The organism is Flavobacterium sp. I-STPP5a (assembly GCF_009764685.1).
Lineage (GTDB): Bacteria > Bacteroidota > Bacteroidia > Flavobacteriales > Flavobacteriaceae > Flavobacterium.
Genome location: NZ_VHLM01000025.1, coordinates 1 through 19,929, shown reverse-complemented (window position 1 = coordinate 19,929; position 19,929 = coordinate 1). Strand labels below are relative to the sequence as shown.

The following is a 19,929-nucleotide window of genomic DNA, read 5'->3' as shown; positions in this document are numbered from 1 at the left end:
AAACAGTAAGAAATTATGAAAACAATTACAAATATTTTCAACATCGCATTATTATTTATTTTTATAAATGCCAATGCACAAACTTTTGAAATTAAAAAATCTGAAATTAGTTATGAAAACAAGTTGCGACCTTGTTTAGTATCAGATGTTGACCAATCTGAAAAAGATCTTAAAAATGCTTGGGTTAAATATGCTAAGAAAAATTTGAACATAAAAATTGATGGTATTGGTATTTTTAGTGACGATAAAATATTAAAAGCAGAAGATGTAACAATAGCTTCAATTTCAAAAAAACGTTTTAATTTATATACCCGAATTGCAGAAACCCCAACAGGTTCTGAAATGAAATTATTTGCATCATACGGATATGATATTTTCTTGGGTGAAGAAAATTATGTAAACGGATTTAATGCAATGGAAAAAATAATGAATAGATTTTTATACGAAACATTAAATGACTATTATACCGAAGAAGGTAAAAGTTTGAATAAATCGATTACAAAATTAAAAAAAGAAAATTTGAATGAAACTAAATCTATTAATAAAAACGAAAAAAGCATAAACAAAATAAATTTAGATTTAGATAAAAATAAAGTTTCAGAATATGATGATTCTGATGCAAAAATCAAAAAAACATCTAAATTGAATAAACTGACATCTAAAAAGGCATCTTTGGAAAGTGAAAATAGAGAATCAAAATTAAACAATCAAAATCTGGAAGTTAAAATTAAAGGTTTGTCAGAAAAATTGGAAATAGTTAAGACGAAACAAGAAAAGTTGATGAAGCCAACGCTGTAATTTATTTGAAACCCAGTTTACCAGTATGCAATTTATAAAAGCCTGAACATAAACAAACACAAAAAAAATGTGGGTAAAACCACAATATTAATTCAACATATTTATCTAATAACAAAAATAAAATTTTAAAAAATGAAGTACGAAATCAAAAACATATTAGTACCAACTGATTTTTCAGATTGTGCCAATAACGCATTAAAAGTAGCCATCGGGATGGCTAAAAGGCATAATGCCACCTTACATTTATTACATTCTGTCGAGCCTATCTATTTTGGCAGAACCTATAATGTATTAGGCAGTATGGTGGATTTGCAATCAACAATGGTAAATATTGGTACTACTAATTTATTGGTACACGAACAAAAAATAGTAAGTGTGCAAGGTATCAATGTTAACACCTTTTGTGCGGTTGGAAGTGTATCTTCAATTGTTGACAATTATGTAATTGAACATAACATTGATTTAGTAGTTATGGGTACACACGGAGCAAATGGCTTTAAAGAATTTTTTGCTGGCAGTAATACTTACGATGTAATAAAATCGGCAACTTGCCCAGTATTAAGCATTCCACAATCTTTTGACAAAACAGGGTTTAATAGTATTCTATTTCCAATAAGAGCGGTAGACGGTGTAATAGAAAAATACGATTATATAAAACCAATTGTAGAAAAAAACGACGCTGTAATTCATATATTAGGTGTAGCTTTTGAAAATGATATGCAAGAAAGATATGCAGTAAATGTCGATTTTGATACTGTAAAAAAAGCAATAAATCACGATGCAACTTATATGACCTATGAAGCCGTACAAAGCACAGATATTGCCGATACTATTTTAGCTGTTGCCAATAAACGCAACGATGATTTAATGATAATTAATGCTACATTGGATAAAAAATGGTACCAATTTTTTAAGGGTAATTATACGCAAAAAATCATCAATCATTCTAAAATACCTGTACTATCTGTAAAACCCGAACTTACTCCTGTATTGGTTGAAATAGTTCAACAATATGCGGTAGCACAAGCAAGTAGTTATGCACCTCTTACTATACAACCAATTTACTAAATAATTTTGAAAGACGTCGATGTAATAAAAAAAATAAAAAATAGAATAAAAAAATAAATAAAAAATGGATACATTGTCCTCAGTAGTAAATGCACTACAAGCAAAAGGTTATACTTCTGAGATATTGCCAAATGAATTTGAAACATTAATTTCAGAGGAATGGCATATTTGTGAAATACACAGATTTGAAGGTAATTCAAGTCCATCAGATAACTCGATACTATATGCAATAAGAAAAAAAGATGGGTCAAGAAAATCATTAGTAATAGATGCGTATGGTGTGCATAGTGACGCTTGTATTGATAAATTTTTATGCGGTTTAGAGCAAAAATAAAATTTAATTAGTTCAACAAAATCAACTACGATGGAAAACAAAAAAGCTATAACAAAAATAGAATTAGCAACAATAAATGAAACTATGAGAGCAAAATTATTACGCTATTTTAAAAACGGATTATTGTTGATTTTGGCTCTTTCATTAATCATTTTATGGTTATAGAAAAACAACCAAATTACAACTTTAAAAAGTAATGCAAATAATTTGATAACAGAAAATAAAACAGAAGGACTAAAACAGTTATCAAAAGCGTACATTTGGGCAATACGAAAAGAATTGATGACAAACAATTTAGAACAAGTAAATTTGTATGCTATTGATATGGTTAAAGAAAAAGGTTTTCAATCGATAATTGTTTGCAATAATAAAGGTGTTGTTGTAAGTGCTACCAATAAGAAACAAGAAGGAAAATTATTTTCAAGCTTTGGGAAATCAAATTATTTGCAATTTCAAGAAACAAAAGTTGAAAGTATAAATGATAGTACGCTTGTAGTTGCATCACCCATTATGGGTTTTAACTCTAAATTAGGAACATTAATAGTAGAATATCAAAACAAAACACTTAAATGAAAGAAATAGAAACTTATTTATTTAATGCTACAGTTGGTAAAATTGTAGTAGCAATGATTGGAATAATTATCATTTTTATTATTAGCAAAATTGCAAAAGGTAAATTATCAAATCAATTTGAAGACAATTCATCACGGCATAAAACAAAAAAATTAATCGATTTTGTAGGTTTTATTTTAATGATTGTAATGCTGTCGGTAGTTTACAGCGATAAACTAGGCGGGTTAACCGTCGCATTTGGAGTTGCGGGTGCGGGTATTGCTTTTGCTTTGCAAGAAGTAATTGCGTCAGTTGCAGGTTGGCTAGCCATAATGTTTGGCGGATTTTATAAAACTGGTGATCGTGTAAAACTTGGCGGTATTAAAGGCGATGTTATTGATATTGGCGTTTTGCGTACTACTATTATGGAAACAGGCGAATGGGTTGATGGCGATTTATACAATGGTCGATTAGTATTAATTGCTAATAGTTTTGTTTTTAAAGAACCAGTTTTTAACTACTCTGGCGATTTTCCTTATTTATGGGACGAAATTAAGATTCCTATTATGTTTGGCAGTAACTACAAAAAAGCAGAAAGTATTATGACCGAAATTGCTAATGAAGTTGTAAAGGAATACAGCCAAGAAGCACAAAACAAGTGGAAAGGTTTAGTGTCAAAATATATGATAGAAGATGCCCAAACAACTCCAATGATAACATTGGTAGTCAATGACAATTGGGTAGAATATACTGTTCGATATACGGTACATTACAAAAAACGTCGTGGCACCAAAAATGAATTGTACACTCAAATATTACAGGCAGTTGAAGCCACTGGTACAGAAGTAAAATTTGCATCGGCAACTTTTCATTTGGTTGAAGCTCCAGAAATTAAAGTATCATTTAGCAAATAGAAACTTAAATATGCAACTATTACCAATTGAAATCATTAAAATAAATCAAAGCAAAATTGACAAGATAGATCGAATATTAAAAGCTGTTTTGCGATTAGTCATTTTTAGTCGTTATCACAAAGCAGATGATGTATTAGATATCTATTTGAATAGTTTAATCAATATTAAACAATTAGTAGCCCTAAAAAATGCTCAAATGGAAGCTCAAAATGAAGAAGAAGCCCAAGAGTATTTAACAAATCTAAAAGCAAGTCTTGAGTTTATTACTGATGAAATTAATGACCAAATAGATTTTGAAAACGAAATACAGTTATTTCAATTATTAAGGTTAATTAGCCCTGAAACAAATGCAATTCATCCCAATAAATATAGACAGACAGAAGTAATTGTTGGTCAACATAGTTGCCCTCAACCAAATGTTATACCTAGCTTAATGAGTGAGTTATTTTACAATATAAATACTATTTCAAACCCAATAATTCGTTCTATATATCTACACCACGAAATGATTAGAATACATCCATTTGCAGATGGTAATGGCAGAGTTACAAGAATTGCTAAAAACTGGATGTTAATGTTTGAATTGTATCCACCCATTTTTATTGAAGAAATAACCCAAAAAAAAGATTATATTAACGCACTTTCTAACAGCTTTAAAGCATTAGATAAAGAACCTACTTTATGGAATGATCATACTAATTTATTTTTTGAGCAACAATTAGATATACTCTTGACAAGCACTTCTTTACTATTAGAAAGTATTGATAAAATTGGATTGCATAGAATTACTAAAAAAAATAATTGACAAATAATGCAAGAACAAGTATTAGAATTTATAAAACAATTACAAAATTTTCAGTATCAATTAGATACTGACCCAGCTTGGCACATCATTTTTAGCAATGGTAAAAGAAAATGGTATTACTTTAGAGTGAGTTATTATAAAGGTGTATATTACATTTATGATTTGATAAACAATTATAGTTTGGAAGTAGAACCTGCTAAAAAAAGGGTAGAGATACCTAAAGAGGTAAATTCATTTACTAATGTTATATCTGTTAAACAATGGGAAAATATTTTCACATTAGCTAATGAATGGTTACAAAAAGTAAGCAACAATTGGATAACTGCCAACGCTTTTGTACACAAAAACTATCCCGTTATCTATAGAAAAGGTATCGTTTCATCGGCTATTGTGCAAAATTATTTTGTCGAATTTAATGCTCTAAAATATGATGTAGGTAGTAGCAATAGTAAAATATTCTGTTCACTCGTAGCATCAAGAAAAGTTAGCGAGTACAGCAAAAATTATGTAGATACAATGAGTGCAAATACCTATTTTGACTATTGTAAAAAAGCATATAGTGCTGTTCATTCAAAAACAAATAATTTATCAGGCAGAAAATTATATCAAACCTATGCCGATAATAGGCACGAAGGTTTATTGGATATTGATCCAACATCAGAGAAAGAATTTGCCGATTGGATAGATGGTAAACATTCAAAAAAAACAACAGGAGGACATCCTTGGGAAATAATGCGAGGAGGCAATGCCTCTAACATTCAATTAAGTGTAAAGCGACCAGTGTATGGCGACAATACAAAATTTATGGTAGAAATTTACCCAACTGGTAATAGCCGTTTGGCAGAAACTATAAAAATGTTTTTAGCCATTCATAAAGCAGGCTTGTCTATTAATATTGCCAATGCTGATTTTGCTAGAGAGCAATTATTATCTTTAGATAATTATGCAATCATACCAGAATATGAAAGTTTACACAGAGCGAACCAACAATTCGCCAAAGATGAAAAAATAAGTGATGTATTGCATTTATCTACTATTAAAAAACATCAATCAAAAATACTTCCTTTTATTACTTGGAAACCATTAACCCTTTTACAGCCAGTAAAATAATATTATGATTCTTATTCAAAAAAATGCAAATACAATAAAATATTCGCAAAATTGATTTAAAAGAATAAATAATAACTATAAAATATAATGTAAATTTACAAATTAATTAAAATTAAATAAAATGATAAAAGACTTATTTAACCTTCACGAAGGTGAAGAAACAAACCAAAAAACGCTAGAAATTGTAAAAAACAATATTTCATTTACTGGTTCTAATTTATGGATTTTGGTTTGTGCTATTATGGTCGCTTCGGTTGGTTTAAATGTAAATTCAACAGCCGTTGTTATCGGAGCGATGTTAATTTCGCCTTTAATGGGGCCAATTGTTGGTGCAGGTTTTGCATTAGGAGTTTATGATTTTATACTTTTAAAAAAATCACTTAAAAATTTGCTTATAGCTACAATTGCTAGTTTAATAGTTGCAACAATTTATTTTTATTTAAGTCCTTTTAAGGAAGTTCAATCTGAATTATTAGCTAGAACTTCTCCAAATATTTATGATGTGCTTATTGCTTTTTTTGGTGGTTTGGCTGGAGTTATTGCAATAACAAGAGTAGAAAAAGGAAATCCAATTCCTGGTGTTGCAATTGCAACCGCATTAATGCCACCACTTTGTACGGCAGGTTATGGGCTTGCAACAGGCAATTATAAATTCTTTATTGGAGCATTATTTTTATACTGTATTAATTGTGTTTTTATATGTATTGCCACCTTTAGTATTGTAAAGTATTTGAATTATCCAGCTTCTAAACAAGTTGATATTAAGCATCAAAAACAAGTAAAATATGGCATCACAGCAATTGTTTTAGTAATGCTTATACCAAGCTCTTTTTTTGCCTATAACTTGTATAAAGAACAACATTTTAAACAAGATGCCAACTTATATATAGAAAAAGAATTTGTTGAAAATGGCAACACATTGGTTTTTAAAAAAATTAATTACAATGTAAATCCAAGAACTATAGAATTGGCTTTTTTGAAAAAAAACTATTCTGAAAATGAAATCATCAAACTAAACAGTAAATTAGAAAAATATGGACTTCAGAACACCAAACTTTTAATTAAACAAAATTCATCAGATAATTTGCAAAATCTTAAAAATGATATTCTAAACGAAGTAAATAAAAACGGAACCGTTCAGAATCAAAAAGATGTAAGAATTGCAGAATTAGAGCAAAAATTACTAGAAAACACTTTTGATAATAAACAATTGTTTTCTGAAATAAAAACTATTTTCCCAAATATAAATTCAGTTTCGCTTTCAAATCAAAATATTGCAACTACTAACACAACAATTGTAATGACAACGCTGTTTTATAACGCACAACCAAAATTAATTGAAGATGACAAAGTGAAATTGAAAAATTGGCTGCAAGAGAAGTATAAACTTGAAAAAATTATTTTAACTGTCAGCGAATAAATTATAAAATGGTATTTGTTTTAATCTTATTGTTACTTGTTATTGTCGCTTTTTCATTCGAATGGCTTTCGCCCGAAATCGTAGTAATTATTGCACTGTGCTTACTTGTTTTTTCGGGTATTATAACTAGTAATGAAGCATTTCAAGGTTTTGGAAATGATTTTATTATTATGTTGGTTTCTATTTTTATAATTGGCGGCGTTTTAAAATATAATGGAGTTATAGAATATATAATCAGCCCATTCAATAAACTAAAATCAATTAATGAATCGCTGTTGATTGCCATTATTATGATAATTACAGGCGTATTATCTGCTTTTATGAACAATACTGCAATTGTGTCAATTTTTATTTCCCCAGTAATTATATTAGCCAGAAAACTAAATATTCGGTCGTCAAAATTGTTAATGCCAATGGCTTTTGCTTCATTAATGGGCGGTACTTGCACACTTATTGGTACTTCAACAAATGTGGCAGGTAGTAGTTATATTGTTAGTAAAGGATTGCAGCCTATCGGAATGTTTGAATTATTACCAATTGGGTTGCCTATATTATTACTTGGAATTATTTTTATGATTACAATTGGAAAAAAAATGTTGCCAAATAACATAGAAGTCGCATTGTCAAATATCGACATTAAAAATTTCGATAATGCTGAAGATAGTAATAGTCTTACTAGTCATATTAAACCAAATTTAAAAAAAGGATTATACATTTTTTTATTATTTATCGTAGCTATACTAATTGGGTCACTTAAAATAATACCTATAAGTATTTCATTTATGATAACTGCATTAATTGCTTATCTATCCAAATCAATTCCAGAAATGGCACTACGAAAAAGCATTGATTGGAGGTTGCTAATTTTAATTGGAGGGATGAGTGCCTTTGGAATAGCTTTAACAAACACGGGTGGTGATAAGTTTTTGGCAGAAAAGATCACAGAATTACTTTTGCCATTTGGTAATTATGGTTTGATGGCTGGTTTTATGATAATAACTGTTTTGCTCACCCAGCCAATGTCTAATGCAGCATCGGTTTTAGTGGTACTTCCCATTGCACTTCAATCAGCAGCTGAATTGGGTATAAATCCACGACCATTTGCAGTTGCAGTTATAATTTCTGCATCTATTTCAATGATAGCACCTTTTGAACCAGCATCATTATTAGTTTTTAAACCCGGAAAATATAAAATTTTAGATTTTATAAAAATCGGTGGCGCATTAACTTTTTTGGCTTTAATAATAATACTTTTTGCAGTACCTTTAATTTGGAAATTTTAAAATATGAATGATTTCTTAAAATATAACATCATTAAATATGGCGACTACTCGTTACCATTGGCTAATATCATTATCATTTTAGCACTATTTATTTCAATATACATTTTCCTTACAAGGATTAAAAGTAAAATTCTCAATAACAAAAAAATTGACGAATTGGAGCAAGGACGAAGACTTTCTATATACCTATTGGTTAAGTATTTAATATACATATTTGGAATAATAAGTTCAATAAAAATAGCTGGTTTTGATATAAGTATTTTAGTAACTGGTTCAGCCGCGCTATTAGTAGGTATAGGATTTGGATTGCAAGGTTTATTTTATGATATCATTTCAGGAATTATTATTTTGTTTGAAAGAAAAATTAGAGTAGGAGATATTTTAGAATTAAAAGATAAAGTAGGAAAAGTAAAGTCAATATCATTAAGAACTTCTGTTTTATTAACACGAGATGAAGAAGAAATTATTGTGCCAAATCATTTTTTTATTAAAGATGAAATAATAAATACAAGTTACGCAAGTTTTTTTAGACGATTTAGAATAGAAATAGTTGTAGACCACAATGCGGATGTACAACTAATTCAAGAAATATTAATAAATGCGGCATTAAAACAAAAAGATATAATTAAAGCCGAGGAGGCATTTCCAAAAGTAAGACTTTCAGATATTGACACAATTGGACTACATTTTGAGCTATTATATTACACAAATGAAGTATTTAGAATTGGATTCTTAAAAAGTGATTTGAGATATGAAATATTGAAACAATTTAATGCTAATAATATTAAATTTGCTACTGCAAATTTAGAAATATTTGATAATAACAAAAAAACAACTTAACAATATTGAATAATAAATTATATGAATATATATCTTGCTCTAACAATTTTAATTTGCCTTTCGGCAAGTTTTGCTTATATAAATCAAAAATATTTGAAACTTCCGTTTGTTATTGGTTTGTTTTTGCTTTCAACTATACTATCAATACTTGTTTTTAGTTCAAAAATATGGCTAAAATTACCTTTTGCTGAAATTAAACTAATTATTCAAAATGCTCATATTGATAAAATTATTTTGGATGTTCTTTTAGGTTTTTTACTTTTTGCAGGTGCAATGCATACCAATTGGGAAAATCTAAAATCACAGATTAAATCAATCGCAATTTTTGCTTTATTTGGTGTAGCAATTTCAACGCTATTAATTGCAAGTTTGTTTTTTATTGTTTCTCAATTTTTAAACTTGCAAATTGATTTTATTTTTTGTTTGCTTTTTGGTGCTTTAATATCACCAACCGATCCAATTGCAGTTTTAGGTATTTTAACAAAAGCAAATGTTCCGAAAAAAACAGAAATTAAAATTGTAGGTGAAAGTTTATTTAATGATGGTGTTGGTGTAGTTATTTTTATTGCACTTTTAGATACTTTAAATACAGGAAGTTTTAATTTATCACACTTTGGTGTTCTATTTATACAAGAAGCCGTTGGAGGAATACTAATGGGTTTACTATTAGGATATTTTTTGCACCTACTATTAAAATCTATTGACCATTATGAAACAGAAGTCTTATTGACAATTGCATTTGTAATGGGTGGTTACTCATTGTGTAATTATTTGCATATTGCAGGCGCACTCGCAATGGTTGTAACAGGTTTGATGGTTGGGAATTTCAAACAAGAAATTGCAATGAGTGATACTACACAAGAATATGTTCATAAATTTTGGGAATTAATTGATGTAATACTTAATGCAATTCTTTTTATAATAATTGGTTTTGTTCTAATTGTTATTGATTTTAAAACAAGTTATATTATTTTAGGAATACTTTCAATTTTTATTGTTTTAGTTTCAAGAATTTTTATTGTTTATTTTCCACATTTACTTTTTCCAAAACTATTAAAACTTGAAAATAAAGAAGCAAAAATAATTACTTGGGGTGGTCTTCGAGGCGGACTTTCTTTGGCTTTAGTTTTATCATTACCAGAAAGCGAAACAAAAAATATACTTTTGATTGCCACTTATTTTTGTGTTCTTTTCAGTATTTTAGTACAAGGATTGACTATAGAAAAATTGGCTAAAAAAAAGTAAGCAGACTTAAATCTATACATTTTTTAACATATTAGTATTTTTTTTTTATTTAATTCAAAAATTTTTGTACCATTTGTTTCCTTTGTATCTTAAAAATACCAGTTAATAATATGCTAAATGAAGTGATGTATGATGATTAAACAACTTTTTATAGAATAAATCCAAAAAGCCGACACAACTACACTCGTAATTATACAATTTGAATTGAAAAAATAAAATACAATTTAAAATTCTAGTATAATATAAAATTATTGCAAAACAATAACATTTTTTTTTAAAGTTTTAAGCGAGAAGATTTACATTTCAATTGGCACTCCAAAAAAAGTTTTTGTACGCCCAACAAAATTCACAATAAGCAGAAACAATTGTAAATGGTCAACAAAAACTTTTTCCAAAGCTGTGTTACATAATTGAGTATTATAATTCATTAAAAAGCGTTGTTATTGTTTTTTTGGTTTTTATAATGAAGTTATAATATCATTTATGTAAAACAGCCGCACCTGCCAACGCGCTTGTGGTTTGTTCCAGGACAACTTTTTTGAGCAGCTCTAGAAATATTATCTTACAATTGAAACATTCGTAAAGAGCAGCTCAAAAAAACCGTCCTTCACAAACCACTGTCATAATTCCGAACAACGTTTTCTTTAAAGTTTAAGCAATTATACCGCAAGAACTTTACAACTATTTTATCAGCGTTGTGGTTACATCGGTAATTTTTGCATTGCTTTTGTAAGTAAAAAAAATGGCTTTATTATATAGTCGATTAGCCTTTGGTTAAAGCCATTTTTTCTACCCACAAAACCAACAAAAAGCCAGCAAGAGTATCTTTTTTTATTTGCCAGAAACACCAACTACATTGCTTTTCCATCGGCTTGATGCCTAGCGGTTTCAGAAGAATGTTTTATTCAATAATCAATACTATCTTTTTAAGGAAAAATGGGCATCAAGTCGATAGTAAAAGCAATCACAATATCTCGTTAAGCAAATAAAAAAAGACACACTTGCCTGCGCTTTTGCCTCATCGCACTAGGTCGTATTTGCATTGTTTTTGTAAGTGTAATAAATTGCTTTACAACTTCACTTCTAAAATTCACAATTTTGATAAAGCAATTTATCACACCCACAAAATCAAACCGTAAGAAAGAGTATGAAATTTCAAAGGCCGAATAAAAGCAGTTTTATTATTTGGATTGGATTTTTATTCAGCCTTTAAAATTTCATACCCTTTCCGAAGAACATCATTTATCTCATCAACATTTTTAAAATCCGTTACATCAGAAACATCTCGGTTGAAAGGAAAATAAAAAAAATAATAAATAAAAGAAAGTAAAGGTAAGTTCCGGTTTCAAGAAAAAAAAGTTCAAGCCCTACGGGTTTTAGAAAAAAAATCTCCACCCATACCGTTTCGCAAGAACATTTTTAGAAACTATCATAACTATCGTTCCGCAGAACTATCGGGTAGTATTTTTTTTCTAAAAAACTTGTTTTTCTTGAAACCTCCACTTGAAGGATGACTTTCTTTTTTTTCTTTTTTTTTCTTTTAAAAATTTTATGTGTGGCTTGTGGTAGCGAGGCACATCATTTTAAATCGGAACCTATGATGAATTTTATAATCAGAACCCACAAGGTTGGAACAATTTACACAGAACCCCATTTATTTGTACTTAACAAAGGGATGAACAGCGGTAAGCCACAGAACACAGCATTTACTAACAGCTTTGTAGTGATTTTTCAAAATGTTGAAGATTGTGAAAGCCTTTATTTTATTGCTTTTAGTTTATGGAAAACTAAATTTTGGCATCAACATTTAGTCGGTTCCGTTATTCCGTTTTTACGCCTGCCAGATTTCAAAAAAGAATTTAGTCCAAAAGCCAGTTTGATGATGGTTGAACACGACGAACATCAAAAAAATGTTGCAGCTCTCAAACTTTTAGAGCAAAAAGAAAAACAATTTTACGAAAATTTACACCTAATCAGTGATTTACGCAGAGCTATAGTGTACCGTTATTGCCGAAAATAACAGTATTTTTTTAGCAGCGTATGCACCTTATTTCCAAGCAAAGCAATACATAAGAGCAATATGATTGCGCCACTTAAATAAAGCGAAGAAAAGCAAAGCAAAAGACCAAATGAAACTGACAAAAACAAAAAAAGCTCCCAAATTAGGAGCTTTGAAGTTAGTTTTTAACCAGTTTTAAGGGTTTATTTTCGGTTCTTCTTCCGATTTTACAGCAGTTTGAGAAACCACCGAAATAATACTACCACCAAGAACCAAGTAACCAGCTGCTGAAACCAATCCAATAGGTAAGGCAATAGGAGAGGCGATGATAATTCCACCAACGGATGCCAAAGCAATTCCAATAGTGCGAAGTGTTTTAAACCATTTTGGAGTTGGAGCATTCACTCTTTCAACTACATTCAAACTTTTATTTTTCATAATCTTGATTTTTTAAAATTGTTAATTCAATGTTATTCACTCTTTTTTCTAAATATTCTACTTTTTGGTTGAGTAAATCGTTACCACTTTTGAACTCGGTTTTGATGATTAAAGCCATTGTTTTAACTTCAATCAAATCTTTTTCCATACTCTTGAAATCGGTGTGTAATTGCTTGATAAAATAAGCCACAACAGAGAGTAACAATGTGATAAGTGTTCCAAAAAGTACCGTGATGTTATTCATATTTTCCATTTTTCGGACTTTTTAGAATTGAAAATTATTTTCAATAATTATTTTGTTGTTTTCGACTTTTGCAAGTGCAGCCAATTTTGGATAAATCATTTTGTAAGCTGCAACACTTTGAGAAACTTGAAAATTTCCATCAACAAATTGAAAACTAAAACCACAAAGAGGACATCCGGCAGTATCTTTTATAGTGTTTCCAGTATGGATATAAACAAAATTGAAATTGGGTAAGCCAGTAATTTCAATCATTCCTTCGTGAAGCTTTCCGAAAGCTTTTTATAATCCACATTTTTAGCTCCGTAAGTGTTCAATTTCAATGAAAATGGACCATTTGGTATAGCCGTTTCAGATGGTATTTTAACGGCTCTTATTTTATCTTCTAATAAGTAACATTGAAAAATTCCGTTAATGTATAACTGGCTCAATGTACTTTCTTTGCCTTGTGCAACTCTTATTATTTTAGTTTCCATAATAATGATAGATTGGTTTTAAAACAAAAAATCCCTCGAAACGTTCGAGGGATTTTCTGAAAAGATTACTAAAAAACTTCCTCGATTTTTAAGCAGTTGCCACTTGCAAAAAGATAATAATTTGCTCCTACTTGTTGGTAGAACTCAATTCCAACACACTGCAATACTGAAGTGTTTACTGTTGGAATTGCTCCACCAGGTAAAGTAGCAGTTATAGTTGTAGCTGGAATTGGTGCGAACAAATCCAAGAAACCACTATAAACCACATTACTAACCTCATTCAAATCAGCATCCATAGGATCATAACTGTTTGTGGTTGCATTGTACTCAAAATCACTTAATACTGAAAGTGCAGTAATTAAACGAAAATGTGTTGCTCCAGATGGTGCATTAACCAAATTAGCTGGGTTAAAGGCAGGAATTATAAAATCCGCAGTTTCTCTTGTTGCCGCATTGGTTAAGGAATAAGGCGCATTAAAAATACCATTCAAAGAAGTGTTTTTGTCAAACTCAAAACCTTTCAAGTAATTTTGTTGCGTTGTGATTTCAATTTTTCGGTAACCTCTGGCTTCGGTTTGATCTTCCAAATTGATTTTTTTCATAATTGAAGTTAAACGCCCAGTAACTTGACTGTCTGACATTTGTTTCATCAATTGAGATAAACCAGTACGAACCGATTTACCAGCTTTAGCGCAAGCGCCAAACTCATTCATATTTTCCCGAGTTCTCTCGAATTCAGGAGCCGTTTTTACTTGGTCACCAGTTGGTCCACCGACCATACCTGCAAAGTAACCTTCTTGTCCTTTAATTTTGAAGTGTCGAACATCTCCAAGAGTTCCTACATACTTCAAAACGCCTTTCTGTCTTGCCATCTTTTAAAAATTTAAGTTGTTAATAATAAGATTAAATTCATAAGACAAATTTCAATCATTATCTTTGAATATCAATAACTTAAAATACTGTAAATCAATGCAATACAACGCAAAAGCACCGTACATAGTGGAAACCCATTGGCAAATTGAAGAAGTCCTTGACGGCGATAGCATAATCATTAGCCATCGTTTCACTCGAATGCAAAAAGAAATCCGTCTTTATGGTTTAGATGCACCAGAAGTAAAGTTAAATAGGAAAATGAAAGAGGACGAAGAGAAAAGCAATTTACCTGCTCAATTATTGCTTCAATTTGGTTTGCAATCCTTACACTTCGTTTTGTCGGTTGCACCGCCAAAAACGGTTGTAACTATCGTTACAGAACAGGAGAATTATTATGATTACTGGAACAGGCAATTAGGATATGTGATTTTGCCAAGTGGAGAATGTCTAAATGATTTGCTTTTGCAAAATGGATATGCAAAAGCAACCAATAATTATTATTGTGGTCGTTTAGCGGAATACCAAGCAATGAACCGCCAAGCGCAGCTTAATAGTGTTGGTATTTATAGCTTTATAAAAAGTTTTTGATTTGTTGTACTTATGTTGTACTAAATGAATTTTAATTTTTGTGAGTACCAATAAAATATATACTTCACAGGTGTAATAAGACTAAACCGCTGTTAGTGGCTGGCATTTTTTTCATCTTCTAGTATTATTCTGTAGAAAATAATTGTAAATAATAATGTGTTAACAATTACAAATGAAAATATTCCGATGTTTATAGTTGTTGCAATTTTTAATAAAGTCAAGCTTTTAACTTCTATTAATTTTGTCGTAAATGATAGAATTAAAGAATAGATACAATTTAAAATTGAAGTTAAAACGGTCAATTTGTTTAGTAAAATTAATCTTTTAAAACTTCCGTGACTTTTCATTTTATTTATCGTTGAGCTATTGCTTTGGATAATTAAAGTCAGTATAGCTAATAAGAAACCAAAGAGAGTTGTTGTTATTGAAATTATTTTGTCTAAAAAATCCACGTCTTTTATGAACTCTAATTTTTCCCAATGCTCGAAAGAAAAGTACATAACAATAACAGCCGAAATATATCCAGAAAGCTTTTCTATCCAATATCCAATTGTTTTATCCATTCTTAATTATACAAAAATAGCATCTAATTCTTTTATACAACCTTTATGTAAACTTACTATTGCATCTGTTCTTTGTTTTTCTAACAAATCGTTATTTTCTCTTGGTTCGTCTAATGCTATTTCTCTAATAAATCTGTCCGCAATTAAATCTATTTTTTGCAACTTTTCAATATCATTTTCATAACCTGTTACTATTACTTTCTGAATATTCTCTGCTGATCTTCCTTGAAGTAAAGTAGCTACTTCATTTAAAACGTCTCTAACAGTTTTTGTGATTAAACCTTTTGATGTTTTTTTTGCTTCAACTTCAAATTTTGCAAAAACACGAGATGAATTAAATTTATTTGCAGATTCACAAACTTCATAAATTGCCCCATTTTTATGTTTAAATTCGGTCATCATTTTATCAGGATTTGCAATTTGAATTTCGACAGATTTGTGAAAATTCATATTTACAATTCGATTATATTCATCTGATGTTAAAACTACTTCTAATTTTATTTTGAACTTTTTAAATAGAGTAGAACCCTTCAAAGCTGAATATATGAAATTTATAAAGTGGTCTAGATAACAGCCAAATTTATTAACCTCATACATTAAAATATTTCTTTTTTTGTCAAATAGAAATACATTACCATAAGCTAATCCTTCGTCAACGGTTAAACCAAGTTTAGATAAAGTTTTTGCTTTTCTACTTTTTTTCGGGGGTAAATTACTATTTCGACTTGTTTCGATAATACCAACTAGGTAATCGTCATTATTTGCGAAAACTTTAAGTTCTAATTCTTTTCCTTTCAAATATACTTCTTTATTTAATACTTCTTTAGAGGATAAAACTTCATCGAGTTTTATGTCAGATAGTTTGTCATCCAACGTTTTTAAAACGACTTTATAGAATTCTACTTTCTTTTTTCTTATTGCCATTTTTATGTTATTTATTGACGATTTTTATTAACGATTCTGTGGTATGCTTGCCACTAACGTCCCCGCGCTACAAGCAGTTTGGGACTAAATTAAGCCCATTATTCGGATTTGCCAAATCTTCCAAATACAAAACCAATTTCAAATTAAGCCTAATACCCAAATTGCTTGTAGCGTGTGTTAGGCGATGTATTTTATTTTTTTTTCTTATTGTTTGGGTTGGATGTTTTGTATTCCTGTTTGCATTGTTTCAAAAAATCTACTCTATTTAACATACGTTTCAGCAAAGGAACTAATGATTCAGAATATTTATGTATAGAATTTGAATTCTTTCCTGATGAAATTTCTGTATGAAATTTTCTATTACCTTTTAGATTTAGTTTCCACAAAATGCATTTTATATCGTGGCTATTTATGCCTAAACGTTCTAGTAAATCCTTTGTGAATAGGGGATACAATTTGTCTGTTGGTATTGACATTCTTTGTTCAACCAAGCCTTCTATTTCTCCGACAAGTTTTAGAGTAGGCAATCCTTCCTCATTTGATTCCGCAAAACGTCCTTCTCGAATAAAGTTGATTTTTTCTAAAATTGATTTATCTAATAAAATTTTGCCATTACCTACAGAAATTTCTCCTTTGTAAGTGTCAAAGAGATTAACGTTTTGAGGTCCAATTTGTGCAATCTTTTGAATGTGTTGCATCCACAAATTTTTCTCTTTCTCCTTTTCTTTGTCTAACAAGTTTTTTAACTCTGGAAATTCAATTTCTTTAGTTTCTGCTCTATATCTATAATAAATAGCACCTTCTCTTAAGATAGAATCTTTATTTTTTTTACAAAGAACTGGTTTGTTTTCTGCTTCTTGTACGCAAATTTGAGCAAATTCTTTATTGTCAAACTCTATAATATTTGAATGCCAAATCAGCTCTTGTGAGAAATACTCTCTTATAAGTCTGTCAATATTTGCAGGATCAGTTTCTCTAAATTTTGAATTTGTCATTCCGAGAGCAATATGAGGCTTATCTTTTATTCCAAAAATAATTTGACCACCTTTATTGTTTGCCATTCCACATAAAGTTTTCAAATATTTCAAAAGATTATCACCTCCTTGGAAATTTTGTTTGTATTCAATGTCAAAAGACTCTCTTTTTTTAATATAACCTCTTTTGTCTAAATCGAATTCAAATTTCATCTTTTTTATTTGTTTAAATAATATAAAGAAAGGCTGATTTGAATCAGCCTTTCTATTTGCAGCAGACCGAGGAATCGAACCTCTACCAATCCCTAGGATTCATAGATGTTGGAACTTTACAAGAAATTTCAGTTTGGACAAGTCTGCTGGATGGGATGGCCTGCCCACCAAAAAGAAATACCACGTTAATAATGATTGAAATTATTGTGAAGGTTGAACCTCCGGCGATTTTATTTATTAGTTTACTCATATGTTTTATTTTTTTAATTATATAATCACACACAAGACCAACAATAACTTCTTGCGTTAAGTTAATAAACCAACTCTCTACTACTCCAAGATTTTAAAGAACTTATTTTTATATGTTATGTTATTTCCGTCGCATTTTCTAATATATCGCCTAACGTTCCCGCGCTACAAGCAGTTTGGGACTAAATTAAGCCCATTATTCGGATTTGCCAAATCTTCCAAATACAAAACCAACTTCAAATTAAGCCTAAAACCCAAATTGCTTGTAGCGTGTGTTAGCCGGCGTATTTTTTACGATATCCAAGTATCTTCCATTTTTTCGATTTCCCATTTCCCGTTAATTTCTTTAATATAAATTCGATATCCTCTTCCGCATCTTCCGCAATAAGCAAAGCTACCTTCTAAAACTCCACTTTTTTTGTTTTTGTTAAATTTTATTCTTGAAATTTCAAGAACACCAGAAAACACAAAATCATATTTTTGCTCATATAATAATACTCGATCGTATAGCATTAAAATTTCTGCTTTTGGAAATTCAGAAACACTTTTTATTTTAAAATTCCTATTTAATTTGACTTTTGAATAATCAAATTTAAAATTACTGTAATTTGAATTTAGTAATTTTCTGTCACCATCTGTTCTTACATTTCCATAATTTAATAAGTATGGATCAAAACCAATTATTATTTTTGAGGTATCATTGTCAACTCTTTTTTGCTCTTTCTTCCAATTATGATAAGCAATTCTTTCTTTACTTGTGGCTTTTGAAGTGTCAACTTTTATTAGATTTCCTTTGATCCAAGTTTCGATTCCAAATCTCGGTGGCGGATTCATTTTCCTACTGTCAACACAAATCGAGTCAACTATTTTTGGAAATATTTCTGTTAACACGTTTTTTTCAAATTCTACTTCATCTACTTTCTTTTCACAATTTGTAAAAAGAATTAGAAATGAAAGTAAAAAGGTTGTTTTCAGTAGTTTTTTCATAATATGACGGCTAACGTCCCGCTACTACAGCGGGTTTGGGGCTAAATTAAGCCCAATTTTCGGATTTGCCAAATCATCCCAAACACAAAACCATTTTCCCATTAAGCCAAATGCCCAAATCCGTTGTAGTAGCTGTTAGTGGCTGGTTGTTTCTAGCAAATATTCTTAATTATTAATCAATTTTAAACCTATTTTTGGCAGACACAAAACCCAATTCTTGCCCAAATTCTAGCTAATTTTATTCCCATTTATAATCGATTTTTATCCTATTATTGGCAAATTAAAAGCCCAATTCGAGTCTAAATCTCAGCTAAATTTTATTCTTATTTTTTTAATCTCAATTTGAGTATCAAAACGATTGTTTCATTTTATTTTCATTGAAATCTGCAAAATTCACTTTCAGTTTTTTTGTTTGAAAATGAAACTCCAATATTCAAGTTCTGTATTTTACATTCGGTTAGAAACTCCAATATTCAAGTTCTACTTATTTTAGCCCCTTAATAGTTCGGAGTGATATTTTAAATTTCAAATAGTACATTTGATATATGAAATACAAGAAATGGAGTTTAGAAGAAAAGCTAGAAATCCTATCCTTTTCAGAAGAATTAGGAGTTGTTGAAACGTGCCGTAAATACAGCGTTAGCACTGGCACTTTGTATAGCTGGAAGAAGAAACACGAGAAGCAGGGAGAAGCTGGTTTAAAAGTAACTTATGACACTAGTAGTAAAGAGCTAAAGCAAGCTGAGGAAGAAAACAGAATTCTACGCAAATTATTAGCTAACAAGGAAATCGAATTAGAAATTGGGCGTGAACTTTTAAAAAAAAAGTTTGGGACATCCGATCCAAGAAAGATTTAGTAGATAGTATTTATAGTAAACATAAGATTAGTAAAACCAAAATTATTACTATAGTAGGAATGGTTCAAAGTAGTTATTACCGAAGACCAAGCTCAAATAAAAAAGGTATTAAACCTAGTGAATTTACTTTTAATAAATCTAAAGGATATGTAAGTCAAGACGCGGTTATTAAATCGAT

At 29.8% G+C, this 19,929-nt stretch carries 24 protein-coding genes; 15 read left to right on the top strand and 9 right to left on the bottom strand.

Annotated features, from left to right (window positions below):
• Positions 1-15 precede the first annotated feature (15 nt).
• The 13 genes from FJV36_RS06075 to FJV36_RS06020 all read left to right on the top strand — a co-directional run bounded on the left by FJV36_RS06075 (position 16) and on the right by FJV36_RS06020 (position 12,389).
• The gene (locus tag FJV36_RS06075; protein ID WP_158728816.1) at positions 16-798 is read left to right on the top strand and encodes a hypothetical protein; all 783 of its coding nucleotides are present in this window, start codon (positions 16-18) and stop codon (positions 796-798) included.
• 132 nt (positions 799-930) lie between these two features.
• The gene (locus tag FJV36_RS06070) at positions 931-1,866 is read left to right on the top strand and encodes a universal stress protein (protein WP_158728817.1); all 936 of its coding nucleotides are present in this window, start codon (positions 931-933) and stop codon (positions 1,864-1,866) included.
• 64 nt (positions 1,867-1,930) lie between these two features.
• A complete protein-coding gene (locus tag FJV36_RS06065; protein WP_158728818.1) occupies positions 1,931-2,200 on the top strand; it encodes a phosphoribosylpyrophosphate synthetase in 270 nt (89 codons plus the stop codon).
• A gap of 30 nt (positions 2,201-2,230) precedes the next feature.
• Positions 2,231-2,365, top strand: coding sequence for a hypothetical protein (locus FJV36_RS16570; protein ID WP_255470340.1), 135 nt, complete (start codon positions 2,231-2,233; stop codon positions 2,363-2,365).
• A 42-nt stretch (positions 2,366-2,407) separates the two neighbouring features.
• Complete coding sequence (locus FJV36_RS06060) at positions 2,408-2,773, top strand: hypothetical protein (protein ID WP_158728819.1); 366 nt, start codon at positions 2,408-2,410, stop codon at positions 2,771-2,773.
• Positions 2,770-3,666 (top strand): mechanosensitive ion channel family protein, encoded by an 897-nt coding sequence (locus tag FJV36_RS06055; RefSeq protein WP_158728820.1) that lies wholly within the window; start codon positions 2,770-2,772, stop codon positions 3,664-3,666. The genes FJV36_RS06060 and FJV36_RS06055 overlap by 4 nt, the downstream gene beginning before the upstream one ends.
• 10 nt (positions 3,667-3,676) lie before the next feature.
• On the top strand, positions 3,677-4,471 hold the full coding sequence (locus tag FJV36_RS06050) for a Fic family protein (protein WP_158728821.1): 795 nt from the start codon (positions 3,677-3,679) through the stop codon (positions 4,469-4,471).
• Positions 4,472-4,477: 6 nt separating this feature from the next.
• Positions 4,478-5,581 (top strand): hypothetical protein, encoded by a 1,104-nt coding sequence (locus FJV36_RS06045; protein WP_158728822.1) that lies wholly within the window; start codon positions 4,478-4,480, stop codon positions 5,579-5,581.
• A gap of 121 nt (positions 5,582-5,702) precedes the next feature.
• Positions 5,703-7,001, top strand: coding sequence for a TIGR00341 family protein (locus FJV36_RS06040; protein ID WP_158728823.1), 1,299 nt, complete (start codon positions 5,703-5,705; stop codon positions 6,999-7,001).
• Between the two features lie 8 nt (positions 7,002-7,009).
• Positions 7,010-8,284 carry an SLC13 family permease gene (locus tag FJV36_RS06035; protein ID WP_158728824.1) on the top strand — a complete coding sequence of 425 codons (1,275 nt, stop codon included), beginning with the start codon at positions 7,010-7,012 and terminating at the stop codon, positions 8,282-8,284.
• A 3-nt stretch (positions 8,285-8,287) separates the two neighbouring features.
• Positions 8,288-9,124, top strand: a complete 837-nt coding sequence (locus FJV36_RS06030) for a mechanosensitive ion channel family protein (protein ID WP_158728825.1) — start codon at positions 8,288-8,290, stop codon at positions 9,122-9,124.
• 21 nt (positions 9,125-9,145) lie between these two features.
• Positions 9,146-10,369, top strand: a complete 1,224-nt coding sequence (locus FJV36_RS06025) for a sodium:proton antiporter (protein WP_158728826.1) — start codon at positions 9,146-9,148, stop codon at positions 10,367-10,369.
• A 1,597-nt stretch (positions 10,370-11,966) separates the two neighbouring features.
• The gene (locus tag FJV36_RS06020; RefSeq protein WP_158728827.1) at positions 11,967-12,389 is read left to right on the top strand and encodes a hypothetical protein; all 423 of its coding nucleotides are present in this window, start codon (positions 11,967-11,969) and stop codon (positions 12,387-12,389) included.
• Between the two features lie 174 nt (positions 12,390-12,563).
• Here FJV36_RS06020 and FJV36_RS06015 read toward each other — a convergent pair whose 3' ends face one another.
• The 5 genes from FJV36_RS06015 to FJV36_RS06000 form a co-directional block, all read right to left on the bottom strand.
• On the bottom strand, positions 12,564-12,806 hold the full coding sequence (locus FJV36_RS06015; RefSeq protein ID WP_158728828.1) for a hypothetical protein: 243 nt from the start codon (positions 12,804-12,806) through the stop codon (positions 12,564-12,566).
• Complete coding sequence (locus FJV36_RS06010; RefSeq protein WP_034100139.1) at positions 12,796-13,059, bottom strand: hypothetical protein; 264 nt, start codon at positions 13,057-13,059, stop codon at positions 12,796-12,798. Before FJV36_RS06010 ends, FJV36_RS06015 begins: the two co-directional genes overlap by 11 nt.
• Positions 13,060-13,071: 12 nt before the next feature.
• Positions 13,072-13,302, bottom strand: a complete 231-nt coding sequence (locus tag FJV36_RS16565) for a DUF5675 family protein (protein ID WP_199250888.1) — start codon at positions 13,300-13,302, stop codon at positions 13,072-13,074.
• Positions 13,299-13,523: a DUF5675 family protein gene (locus FJV36_RS16560; protein WP_199250889.1), complete on the bottom strand. Its 225-nt coding sequence runs from the start codon at positions 13,521-13,523 to the stop codon at positions 13,299-13,301. Before FJV36_RS16560 ends, FJV36_RS16565 begins: the two co-directional genes overlap by 4 nt.
• Positions 13,524-13,591: 68 nt before the next feature.
• On the bottom strand, positions 13,592-14,395 hold the full coding sequence (locus FJV36_RS06000; RefSeq protein ID WP_158728829.1) for a hypothetical protein: 804 nt from the start codon (positions 14,393-14,395) through the stop codon (positions 13,592-13,594).
• Between the two features lie 97 nt (positions 14,396-14,492).
• Here FJV36_RS06000 and FJV36_RS05995 point away from each other — a divergent pair, with 97 nt between their 5' ends.
• Entirely contained in the window at positions 14,493-14,984 is a 492-nt protein-coding gene (locus tag FJV36_RS05995) for a thermonuclease family protein (RefSeq protein ID WP_158728830.1), read from the top strand.
• 92 nt (positions 14,985-15,076) lie between these two features.
• On the opposite strand, the gene FJV36_RS05990 is transcribed toward FJV36_RS05995, so the two are convergent.
• The 4 genes from FJV36_RS05990 to FJV36_RS05975 all read right to left on the bottom strand — a co-directional run bounded on the left by FJV36_RS05990 (position 15,077) and on the right by FJV36_RS05975 (position 18,894).
• On the bottom strand, positions 15,077-15,547 hold the full coding sequence (locus tag FJV36_RS05990) for a hypothetical protein (RefSeq protein ID WP_158728831.1): 471 nt from the start codon (positions 15,545-15,547) through the stop codon (positions 15,077-15,079).
• Between the two features lie 6 nt (positions 15,548-15,553).
• Positions 15,554-16,471, bottom strand: a complete 918-nt coding sequence (locus tag FJV36_RS05985; protein WP_158728832.1) for a DUF6731 family protein — start codon at positions 16,469-16,471, stop codon at positions 15,554-15,556.
• 191 nt (positions 16,472-16,662) lie between these two features.
• Positions 16,663-17,658, bottom strand: a complete 996-nt coding sequence (locus FJV36_RS05980; protein ID WP_158728833.1) for a helix-turn-helix domain-containing protein — start codon at positions 17,656-17,658, stop codon at positions 16,663-16,665.
• Positions 17,659-18,198: 540 nt separating this feature from the next.
• A complete protein-coding gene (locus FJV36_RS05975) occupies positions 18,199-18,894 on the bottom strand; it encodes a hypothetical protein (protein ID WP_158728834.1) in 696 nt (231 codons plus the stop codon).
• Between the two features lie 545 nt (positions 18,895-19,439).
• Here FJV36_RS05975 and FJV36_RS05970 point away from each other — a divergent pair.
• Entirely contained in the window at positions 19,440-19,751 is a 312-nt protein-coding gene (locus FJV36_RS05970) for a transposase (RefSeq protein WP_158727651.1), read from the top strand.
• Positions 19,752-19,929 lie beyond the last annotated feature (178 nt).